Annotated in this window: 2 protein-coding genes (1 of these 2 only partly in view); both read right to left on the reverse strand. The window is 63.2% G+C overall.

The window, feature by feature from the left end:
• Entirely contained in the window at positions 1 to 3,240 is a 3,240-nt protein-coding gene (locus F475_RS13970) for an amino acid adenylation domain-containing protein (protein ID WP_111454152.1), read from the reverse strand.
• Positions 3,237 to 12,085: the 3' portion of a non-ribosomal peptide synthase/polyketide synthase gene (locus tag F475_RS13975; protein ID WP_111454153.1), read on the reverse strand. Its footprint extends 4,672 nt past the window's final position; the window shows 8,849 of its 13,521 coding nt (coding positions 4,673–13,521); the start codon falls outside the window, past its right edge; its stop codon occupies positions 3,237 to 3,239. Before F475_RS13975 ends, F475_RS13970 begins: the two co-directional genes overlap by 4 nt.

Below are 12,085 nucleotides of genomic sequence, written 5' to 3' on the forward strand. Positions count from 1 at the left end.
TCAACCGTTTTGTGCAGCCTTGGCGTTCTGCAGTTGCCGGGCTTTTTCGGTGAGCAACGCTTTTTCTTCGGGGCTCATATTGTCCAGACGCAACCGCGCCTGGGCGATTTTCTCCAACTGACCCGGACTGCTTTCCCGGGAGCGCAACGCCGCCGCCAGCCCCGCCACGGTCGGATGGTCAAACACCACGCCCGGCTGGATTTCGCACTGCAACAACTTGCGAATGCCGGCCACCAGTTTGATCACCAGCAAGGAATGGCCCCCAGCGGCGAAAAAGTCCCGGTCGATGCCCAGACGCTCAACCCCCAGCAACTGCGCCATGCGCGTCACCAGCAGTTGCTCAAGAGCATCGCGGGGCTGCATGCCTTCATCGTCAGCCGAGGTGGACGCGAGTTGTTGCAAGGCCTTGCGGTCAACCTTGCCGTTGGCCAGTCGCGGGAAGCTGTCGATCAACTGCAAGTGCTGCGGCAGCATCACACTGGGCAGACGTAGCGCCAGTTCGCCGCGAACGGCATCGAGCAACGTCGCCGAAGGCGCCTGATGCGGCACGATGAACGCGAGCATCCCGTCTTGCGCGGACGGCCCCGGCAACACCAGTGCTTGCGCGACCTGCGGCAAACGCAGTAACTCGGCTTCGATCTCTGCCAGTTCGATGCGAAAACCCCGTACCTTGATTTGCTGATCGCGCCGACCGTGCAACGCAATCGCCAGATCCGGGCGATAGCGGGCCAAGTCGCCGGTGCGGTACAGGCGCTCCTGCGGATTGAACGGGCTCTGGATGAACACTTGCGAATCAGCCTCGACATTCACGTAGCCGCGACACAACTGCGCGCCGCCGAGGTACAACTCGCCCAGCACACCGACCGGCGCCAGTTGCAGGTTATCGTCGAGTACAAACACCTGATTGTTGCCCAACACCCGGGACAGAACGCCGGCGTCAGGCACCGCCGCCTCCAGATCCAGCGGATGAACCAGCACGCCGACCGTGGCCTCGGTCGGGCCGTAGTGATTGAACACCCGGCAACCACTACGCAAACCGGCGATCCGTTGCACCAATGCCTGGGCAATCGGCTCGCCACCCAGCACCAGCGTGCGCGGCAGTTGCGCGCGTTCGCTGTCGAGCAGCGCGGCCAGGTGCGACGGAACGATCTTCAGGCAATCGATGGACTGCCGTTGCAGGAAATCGGCAAACAAATTGCCGTCCTGCATTTGCTCATCGCTGGCCACATGCAGCGCGGCGCCGTTGAACAAGGCGCCGAACAGCGCCGTGTTGCCCAGGTCCGCCGCCACCGTGGAGGTGAAGCCGAACTGCTGGCATTGATCCAGCCCCAGGGCCTGGCTGACGTGAGCGGTGTAATTGAGCAATTGCCGGTGCTCGATGACCACACCTTTCGGCATACCGGTGGAGCCGGAGGTGAACAGCACGTACGCCGCCTGATCGCCCTGTGTGTCGAGGGTGATGGCCGACGTGCTCGCCGGGGTCGATTGCAGCACACGATCCACGGTCGCCAGAGGCAACGGATAATCGTGCCATTGCGCGATGTGCCCGGCGTCGACCAGCAGCAACGCAGCGCCGGCCTGTTCCAGCATCAAGGCTTGACGGGCTTGCGGCCATTGCGGGTCCAGCGGCAGGTACGCGGCGCCGATGCGCCACGCCGCGAGCATGGCGATCACCAGCTCCGCCGAGCGTGGCAAGGCCAGCGCGACGATAGCCCCCGGCGCCATGCCCTGGGCCTTCAATGCCTGGGCCAACACCTCGACCTTCGCCTGCAACTGCCCGTAACTCAGGCGTTGATCGCCGTCAGTCAGGGCGATAGCTTGCGGCGTGGTCCGGGCCCAATCGGCAATGCGCTGCGGCAAGAACCGGCTATCGACCCGTGCTCGCACTGGCGGGTTGATCGCCAGCAAGCGCTGTTGTTCGGCGGCTCCCAACACGTTCAGTTGACCGAGTTCGGCGTGAAGATTGGCAACGATGTTTTCGAGCAATACGCGCAGCTGCTCCAGCAACCCTTCCATCGCCTGAACCGAGTAACGGGACGGGGTGTAATGCAGGTGGAACCCGTGGGCGCTGCCCGCCTCGTCCGTTTCCAGTTCAAGCATTAATTCAAACCGTGCTTCGCGCACCGCCAAACGCGGAGTCCATTGCAGATCAGCGGACGTCGCGGCTTGCATGGCCCGGCACACGGCAAAACCATAGGCCGGGCGAGCCGCCGTCGGCGCCAGTTCAGGCGACCAGTATTCCTGCCACGTACGGTGCTCATCCAGGCGCGCCGCCAACTCCGCCACCCAAGTGCTGAATGCTGCATTCGCCGTCAGTGACAGGTTCAGCGGCAGGGTTTTCTCGAACACGCCCACGGCATTACTGAAGTATTGGTAATCTTCGCGACTGTCATGCCGCACCCCGACCAGCACCTGTTGATGCCCGCTGAGCCGACCCAGCAACAGCCACCAGGCCGCTTGCAGCACCACACTCGGCGATTGCTCCAACGCCCCGGCCACTTGCTGCAAACCGCTGCGCAGTGCCGGATCGAGCGTGAGCGTGAGCGCCAGCGATTCAGTGACAGACGACAATCCAGGATTCCCGTCGCGATAGGCCAGCCACGGGGTACTCAAATCGGGATCGGCGCCTTGCAGGTGTTCCTGCCAGTAACTACGTGCGCCGGCCGCGTCTTCGTCGAGCACCACTTCACTGCGCCATTCCAGGTACTGGGTGAACTCACCGGTTTCTTCGTCGTCCGCCGCCGACTGTTGCCCATAGGCCCGCACCAACTGCTGATACAGCAACCGCACGCCGCTTTGATCGAGGCTGTGCCGGGCCAGGCCCAAGACCAATTTCCATTGATCATCGGCCAGGCGATAGAGCACCGCTTGCGCGCCCTCGGATTCACCGACGACAAAAGCACGCTCCGCCCATTCGCTGAGCTGAGCCTGAATACCGGCCGGGGTATCGACCCGCGCCTGCACGCTCAGCGGGAAGCGCTCCGCCCCCCCGACGAACTGTCGGACACCATGGAATCCCGGCGCCTTGCCCAGCCGCGCGACCAGCATTGGCTGTTGCGCCAGCAAGCGATCCAGTGCGTTTTGCACCCGCTGCGGATCGAGGGCGCCGCTGATCTCGACCTCCAGGAAATGCAGCGCATCACCACAGGCCGGGGCCTTGGGCAACTGCTCCAGCCACCGTTGCTGTTCAGGCGTCAAGGCGTAACCCAGATACTGCTGGTCCATCGATACCTCGTTCATGCTCCGGTTTCCTCGGTGTTCATTACGCGTTCAAGGGCGCTGCGGTCGAACATGTCGCCCATGGCCACGACAATCTTGCGCGGGCCTTCGAACGGATCACGGGCGTGGGCCACCAGCATGTTGTCGAGCAGGATGGCGTCGCCTTTCTGCCAGTCGAAACGCACCGCGCATTCTTCGTACAAGTCACCGATGCGTTGCATCACTTCGTCTTCGATCGGCGTGCCGTCGCCGTAGAACACGTGGCGCGGCAAGCGGTCCAGGCCGAACATCGACAACAGGTCTTCCCGCACGTCCGGCTCCAGCCAATAGATGTGATGCAATTGCACCTGGTTGAAGAACGATTTGGCGCCGGTCACCGGGTGACGAATGATGGCCGGCCCTGGGGTGCGGGTTTGCAGTTCATTGTTGTCGAGCCAGCGCCATTCGATGCCGCCGGCCCGGCAACGGGCCTCGACTTCGGCACGGTCTTCAGTCTTGAAGAAGTGCTGCCAGGACACGTCGAGGTTGTCGGTGAAGGTGCGCACGTAAAGCAGGCCTTTTTCCTCGAACTTGTCCCGCAGGTCCGCCGGCAGTTTTTCGTACATCAACCGGCAATCCACCACTGGAGTCGCACCGCCAATGGGCGCGGCTTGCTCGCAATAGAACATCTGCTTGCGCGGCCAGCGGTCCTGATGGGAGCTCTCGTTGTGGAACAGGATCATCTTGCGTTCCGGGTACGGCGTGGAGCGGTAGGTGTTCTTGCCGCCCTCTTTCTTCGGCAGATCGCCGTACTGGCCGTAAAGCCCTGGCTGGATCGCTTCGGCAAACGCCTCGAAGCCCTGAATGCCATCCAGCTCGAAACCACGGAACAGAATCCCGGCATGCCTGGCGAGTTTTTCTTCGATCAGCGGCCGGTTGTTGTTGATCCACTCGATCAAGTCCAGATGCGGCTCGTTCGGTTCCAGCAGCAACGGGAACGGCTGTGGCGCGGCGATCAGCGATTCGCGTATTGGCGCCGGTCGGGCCTTGGCCGCCGGGGCGGCGCCGCGCTTGAGGAACTTACCGAGTTTGTCGGCCTTGGGTCCGGGGACGGCAGGCTTGGCGGCCACCGCTAAATTGTCGACTGGCATGCTGATAGCTCCCAATTGAATGTCCTGATCAGCGACGATCTGTTCCAACAGGGCTATCCAGGCCTTCACCAGGTACTGGATGCGCTCGTGTCCGAACAAGGTTGTGGCGAATTGCCAATTACCCAGCAATTGCCCTGCTTCATCGTCAACGAACAACGCCATGTCGAATTTAGAATGGGTCTCCAGCGCCGGCAGCGATTCCACGCTCAAACCGCCCATGGCCTGGGTGCGTCCCGGCAAGTTGTTCATCACGAACAACACTTGCACCAGCGGGTTCATGCCCTTGTGCCGCGGCACGTCCGAGGCGTCGACGATCATGTCGAACGGCAGGTCCTGATGCTCCAGGGCACTGAGCAGGGATTCCTGGGTCTGGCCCAGGAATCGGGCGAACGGCGTAGCGGCGTCGAACTGCGAACGCAACGGCAAGACGTTGACGAAGAAGCCGATCAACCGTTCAAGCTCCGGCTGTTCACGCCCGGCCACGTCGGCACCGACCAACACATCCGCAACGCCGCTGACCCGGTGCAACAACACCTGGAACGAGGCCAGCAGCGTGCTGTACAGCGTGACGCCCGCGTCCATCGATAACTGGCGCAAGGCTGTGCTGAGTGGCGTGGTGAGCTGGAACTGCACCGAGTCACCCGCATAGGACGGTGTCAAGCCACGGGGGTTGTCCGATGGCAACTTCAGTTGCCCGTCATAGCCCGCGAGCCGCGCTTTCCAGTACTCGGCCTGACGCGCCAGCACGCCTTGCTGTTCCAGTTCCTGCTGCCACAGCGCGAAGTCGGAATACTGCACCTCCAGCGCCGGCAACGAGGTCAGGTCACCGGCCTTGGTGCGGTGGTAAATCTGCACCAGTTCGTTGACCAGCAAGCCCATCGACCAACCATCGGAAATGATGTGGTGCATCGCATAAAGCATCACATGCTCGGTCGGCCCCAGGTGCAGGATCCGCCCACGCAACAGTGGCGCGTGTTCCATATCGATCGGCGTGCGCGCGTTTTCCAGTGCCGCTTGTGCCACCCATTCTTCCTGGGCACTGCGGGACAGACCGGACAAATCGATCACCGGGAAATCCAGTTCAACCTGCTCGGCGATCACGGCAATCGGGTCACCTTCATCGTCCTGGGTATACGCGGTGCGCAGCACTTCATGGCGGCGCACCACCTCGGCGAAACTGCTGATCAGTCGTTCCACCGACAACTCACCACGCAAACGCAAGGCCATCGGCATGCCATAGGCCGCGGTGCCGCCGGACAATTGCTCGGCGATCCACAAGCGACGCTGCACCAGCGACAACGGTGCGCTGTGCCGGGTGCCATGGGCCTTGAGCACCACACCGTGGTGGCCGTTCGGCTCAGGTGTGCCCTGCTGCCGCGCGATCCACGCCGCCAGGTCCTTGAGTCGCGGATGGCCGAACAGGTCACGCAGGCTCAACGTACAGGCCGTGAGTTTGCGCAGGCGCGAGACCGCTTGCGTCGCGAGCAGGGAATGCCCGCCCAGCTCGAAAAAGTGATCGTCGCGACCGACCTGATCCCGTTCCAGCACGTCCTGCCAGACCGTAGCGATCTGCTGTTCCAGTGCACCTTCAGGCGCGACAAAGTCCAACGCCGCCAGACGGGCATCGACGCCGGGCAAGGCCTTGCGATCGATCTTGCCATTCGGGCTCAGGGGCAGGCCTTCGAGGAACAGCACATGGGCCGGAACCATGTAATCCGGCAGGCTGGCCTTCAGGCGTGCCTTGATGTCATCGCGCAACGCCGCCAGCCTGGATGAATCGGCGCTGGCTTGCGCCGGATCGTCGAACACCACGTACGCCACCAATTGCTGACCGATGGCGCCCGGTTGCGCCACCACCAGTGCCTGACGCACCGCAGGAACCCGCAGCAGATGGGTTTCTATTTCACCGAGCTCGATGCGCAATCCACGAATCTTCACCTGATGATCGACCCGCCCGACGTACTCAATCACGCCGTCGGCGCGATAACGCGCGAGGTCACCGGTACGGTACACGCGGCCTCCGCCCAGTGGATCGAACGGGTCGGGAATGAAGCGTTCGGCGGTCAATTCCGGGCGCTGGAAGTAGCCCCGTGCGAGCAGCTCACCGCCAATCACCAGTTCACCGACCACACCGGCCGGCGCCGGTTGGCCCAGGGTGTCGAGTACATGAATCGCCCGGCCGCCCAACGCCCGGCCAATCGGCATGGTCACCGGCAACGGGTCGCGGCCGGACACGTAGTCGCTGCAATCGAGCAGCGTGGCGCTGACCGTGGCTTCGGTCGGGCCGTAGGTGTTCAGCAGGCGCACATGGCCCAGCCCGGCCTGGCCCCAGGCGGCAACACCTTCCGGCGGCATGGCTTCGCCACCGACGATCACCTGGCGCAACGCGCCATAGTCACGATGACCCGCCGCCGCAAGGTCCTTGGCCAACATATTCCAGTAGGCAGTGGTCAGGTCGCTGACGCTGAACTGCTTGTCGCGCAGTTCGCGATACCAGGTCTCGCTGTCCCAGATGTCCGGCCCGCGCAGCACCACCGAGGCACCGCAAATCAGTGCCGGGTAAAGCTGCTCGACAAAGGCATCGAAGTTGAACGTGGCAAATTGCAGCGAGCGGTCCTGCGGCGTGAGGCCGAGAAAATCCAGGGCCACCCGGGCATGACGGGTCAGCGCCGATTGAGTGATGCCGACCCCTTTCGGGCGCCCGGTGGAGCCCGAGGTGAACATCACATACGCCAGGTTTTGCGGGCCGCTGCGCTGCGGCAGATTGTCGGTCTGGGTCGGGTAATCCAGTTGATCCAGGCTCAGGACGGTCACACCCGCAGCTTCTGGCAACTTCGGCACGAGGTGGCTTTGGGTCAACAGCACACGCAGACCGCTGTCCTCGATCATCGCGCCCAGTCGCTCGGCCGGGTACTCCGGGTCCAGCGGCACGTAGGCGCCACCGGCCTTGAGCACCGCCAGCAGGCTGATGATCATCTGCGTCGAACGCTCGACCGCAATGCCCACCAGCACTTCGGGGCCGACGCCGTGTTGCAGCAGCACGCGGGCCAATTGGTTGGCCTGGGCATTGAGCTGGGCATAGCTCAGGCGTTGCTCGTCGAAAATCAACGCCAGCGCGTGCGGCGTGCGTTCGGCTTGCCGTTCAAACAAACGCTGCACGCACACGTCATCGACCGGCAGCGCCAGCGGCTCGCGCACAGCGGTCGAGACCAGGGCCAGATCGCCCACGGCACTGGCGGCAGGTGCCTCGACCATCTGCAACAGCAGGTGCGCGAGATGCCCGGCCAGTTGTTCAATCGCGGCGTCATCGAACTGCTGACGATCGAAACTCAGTTGAAACGACAACTCAGCGCCGAGGTTTACCGACAAGGTCAACGGGTAATTGGTTTGCTCGAAGTTACCCACTTCACCGAAGCGCAGATCTTGCGGTGCGCCCTGTTGCAGGGCTTCGGAGATCGGGTAGTTCTCGAACACCAGAATGTTGTCGAACAGGGCTTCGCCGCCCTGCCCGGCCCAACGCTGGATGTCGAACAGCGCGGTGTGTTCTTGCTCACGCAAGGCCAGGTTCTGCGCCTGCACCTGTTGTAGCCACTGCGCCAACGGCTGTTCGGCCCGTGGGCTGGCGACCACCGGCAAAGTGTTGATGAACAGGCCGATCTGCTGCTCGACCCCGGTCAGTTGCGCCGGACGTCCGGACACCGTGGCGCCGAAGCTGACCGTGTCTAGCCCGGTATAGCGTTGCAACAGCAACAGCCAGGCTGCCTGCACCAGGGTGTTGAGGGTGACTTTATGTTCCCGTGCAAACGTATTGAGCCCGGCGGTCTGCGCCTGGTCCAGGGTCAGGAAGTGCTCGCCTTGAGCGGTGTTGGCCGCATCGCTGCCGGTCCACACCAGCGCCTTGGCCAACCGGGTCGGCTCATCGAACGCGGCCAACTGGCCCTTCCAGAAACCTTCGGTGACCTGCGCGTCCCGTTGCGTCAGCCATTCGATATAGTCGCGATAACGCCCCGCTGTGTTCGCCGGTACCTGGCCGCTGTAGCGTTGCAGCACTTCCCCGAGCAGCTGCGAATTGCTCCAGCCGTCCATCAAGATGTGATGACTGGTGTAGATCAGGTGAAAACGCGCGGTGTCGAGACGCACCACCGTCAGGTTCAGCAACGGTGCGGCGGCAAGGTCAAAACCCTGCTGGCGCTGCGCGGCCGCCAGTTCGCTGAGCGCCAGGGCCACATCGCTCTGGTCGCGCCAGTCATGGAAGGTGAACGGCACGGCCAGTTGCTTGTGAATCACCTGCAACGGACGCTTGAACTCGCCGTCCCAGACAAAACTGCTGCGCAGCACATCGTGCGCATCCATTGCCGCTTGCCAGGCCTCGCGGAAACGTTCGACGTTCAAGCCTTCGACATCCACGCACAGCTGATTGATGTAATCGCCGGCCTGCTGCTCGTAGAGGGTGTGGAACAGCATGCCTTGCTGCATCGGTGACAGCGGGTAAATGTCTTCGACCTGGCGTGGCGTCACGGGCAATGAATCAAGCTGGCGTTGCGTCAACCCGGCCAGCGGGAAGTCCGACGGTGTCAGGCCCTGATGCCGAGCCTCACAGCAGTGCTCGATCAACAGCCCCAGTTCCTGCGCATAAGCCTGCGCCAATCGCTCGATGGTCGACGGATCGAACATCTGCCCGCTGAACGTCCAGCCAATACTCAATTCGCCGCCATACACCCGGCCATTGAGGGTCAGCCAGTTGTCCAGCGGTGCCAGCTGACTTTGCTCCGCGCCCGCCGATTCGCTGGCCGGGGTGAACAGTGCGCCCGCCTCGTCGCCAAACCCGGCATCGAACTGGCCGAGGTAGTTGAAGGTAATGCGCGGCACGGGCAAGGCTTGCAGCATTTGCCGGGTACTGTCATTGCCCAGGTAGCGCAGCGCGCCAAAGCCCAGGCCTTTATCGGGGATCGCCCGCAGTTGCTCCTTGATCGTCTTGATCGAGTCCTGCGGCGTGCTCGCCGGGGTCAGCCGAACCGGGAACAGACTGGTGAACCAACCCACGCTGCGGCTCAAATCGAGTTCGTCGAACAGCGCCTCGCGACCGTGGCCTTCGAGCTGGATCAGGGTCGAGGCGTCGCCCGTCCAGTCCGCAATCACCCGCGCCAGCGCCGTCAGCAACAGGTCGTTGACCTGCGTGCGATAGGCCGCCGGCGCCTCCTGCAACAGCTGGCGAGTCTGCTGTTTGTCCAGACGGGTCTGCACATGCAAGGCGTGGCGATTGTGCAACTCGCCCTGGGGTCGATCGCAGGGCAAGTCATTGCGTGAACCCTGCAACTGTTCTTGCCAGAACCTCAGCTGAGCCTGCATCGCCGGGCTGTCGGCATGTTGTTGCAAGCGTCGCGCCCAGGCCTGGGTGGCGCTGGTCTTGGCCGGCAATGTGAGCGCTTGACCGGCCTGCAATTGCTCGCAGGCCTGTTGCAGGTCTTCGAGCAGAATCCGCCAGGACACGCCGTCGACCACCAGGTGATGGATCACCAGCAACAGGCGCTGGCTGCCATCGGCCATGCTCGCCAGCACCGCGCGCAGCAGATTACCGCTCGCCAGTTCGAGGCTGCACTGTGCCTGTTCGCCCAACTGTTCGAGTGCCGCCGCATCAGCAACGTCGGCGGTCCACAGCAGCGGCGACTGTTGCCAGAGCGCCTGTTGCTCGGCCAGGGAGCGATGCTGCGCGGTCCATTTATTACCCTGACGGGTGAAGGCCAGACGCAACGCGTCGTGATGGCTGACCAGCGCCTGCAACGCCCGCTCCAGGTGTTCGGCGTGCAGCGGTTTGGCTGGCTTGAGCAGCACCGACTGGTTCCAGTGGTGCGGCTCGGCCATCTCGCGCTCAAAGAACAACTGCTGGAATGGCAGCAGCGGCGTGTCGCCAGTGACCGGGCCCTGGTCGATGCGCAAGTCGCTGTCGCCGACCTTCGCCACCGCCGCGAGGCTTTGCACGTTCTGGTGCAGGAACAGGTCTTTGGGGCTGAAATGAATCCCCGCCTGACGCGCCCGGCTGACCACCTGGATCGAGATGATCGAATCGCCGCCCAACTCAAAGAAGTTGTCGCTGATCCCTACTTGCGGCCGCCCCAGCACGCTTTGCCAGATCTCCACCAATGCTTGTTCGATGGCGCTGGTCGGGGCGGTGTAAGCCTTGCTGCTGGCTGTGGTGTCGGCCTTGGGCAACGCCTTGCGTTCCAGTTTGCCGTTGGGGCTGACCGGCATTTTTTCCAGCCACAGCCAATGCTGCGGGACCATGTAGTCCGGCAATGTCTGGCTCAGGTGTTCCTTGAGACTGCGCTGCAAGGTGTTGCGAGTTTCATCGTCGGCGTGCAGCAACGCGTCGCGGGTCGGCACCACATACGCCACCAGCAGCGTGCCGTCCTGGGCGATCACCACGGTTTCACGGACTTCGGCGCGTTCGGCCAGGCGCGCTTCGATCTCGCCCAACTCGATGCGCAGGCCACGGATTTTCACCTGATGGTCCATGCGCCCGGCGTATTCGATCACCCCGTCGGCGCGATAACGCGCCAGGTCGCCGGTGCGGTACAGACGCTGGCCGTCACCGAACGGGCTGGTCGCGAAGCGCTCCGCCGTGAGCGATGGACGACGGTGATAACCCCGGGCCAGGCCTTCGCCGCCCAGGTACAACTCGCCGATCACGCCCACCGGCACCGGCGACAACTCGTGATCGAGAATGTAAGTGCCCAGGTTGGCGATCGGCTGGCCGATCGGCACGCTGTCGCGCCCTTCCTCGATGCACGTCCAGTGCGTGACGTCGATGGCCGCTTCGGTCGGGCCGTAGAGGTTGTACAGCCCGGCATTCGGCAGCTTGGCAAACACTTGCTGCTGCGCGTCCACTGGCAGGGCTTCGCCACTGCAGACGATCCGGGTCAAGCTGGCGCATTGGTGCACCGCAGGGTCTTGCAGGAACGCCTGCAACATCGACGGTACGAAGTGCAGTGTGGTGATGCGTTGCGCGGTGATCAGCTCGATCAACTGCGCCGGATCACGATGAATACCCGGCGCGGCCACCACCAGGGTCGAACCGGTCAGCAGCGGCCAGAAGAACTCCCAGACCGCCACGTCGAAACTGAACGGGGTCTTTTGCAGCACGCTGTCCGTGGCGTCGAGCCGATAGGCCTGTTGCATCCAGCACAGACGATTGATCAGTGCCGAATGACGGTTGCCCGCGCCTTTGGGTTTGCCGGTGGAGCCCGAGGTGTAGATCACATAGGCAAGGTTTTCCCCGTCGAGATCAACGCCAGGGTTGGCATCGCTGCGGCCTTCCAGCCAGTCGCCGTTCTGATCCAGCACCAGGCTGCGAATGCCGGCCGGAATCGGCAATTGCTCAAGCAAATGGCTCTGGGTCAGCAGCAACTGGATGCCGCTGTCTTCAAACATGTAGGCCAAACGTTCCTGTGGGTATTCCGGGTCCAACGGCAAATAGGCACCGCCCGCCTTGAGAATCGCCAGCAGGCCCACGACCATTTCCACCGACCGCTCGACCGCGATGCCCACCAGCACATCCGGGCCGACGCCCTGCTCGATCAGCACGTGAGCCAGTTGGTTGGCGCGGCCATTGAGTTCGGCGTAGCTCAAGCGTTGCTCGGCAAACACCAGCGCACACGCCTGCGGGGTTTTACCGACCTGCTCTTCGATCAGCGCCTGCACGCTGCGATGCAACGGGTAGTCGACAGCGGTGGCGTTCC

Source organism: Pseudomonas sp. URMO17WK12:I6, from assembly GCF_003253625.1.
In the GTDB taxonomy this organism is placed as follows: domain Bacteria; phylum Pseudomonadota; class Gammaproteobacteria; order Pseudomonadales; family Pseudomonadaceae; genus Aquipseudomonas.

Bases quoted from the DNA above. Each gene is read 5' to 3' on its own strand.
- F475_RS13970 (WP_111454152.1), bottom strand. From the start codon at position 3,240: ATGAACGAGGTATCGATGGACCAGCAGTATCTGGGTTACGCCTTGACG.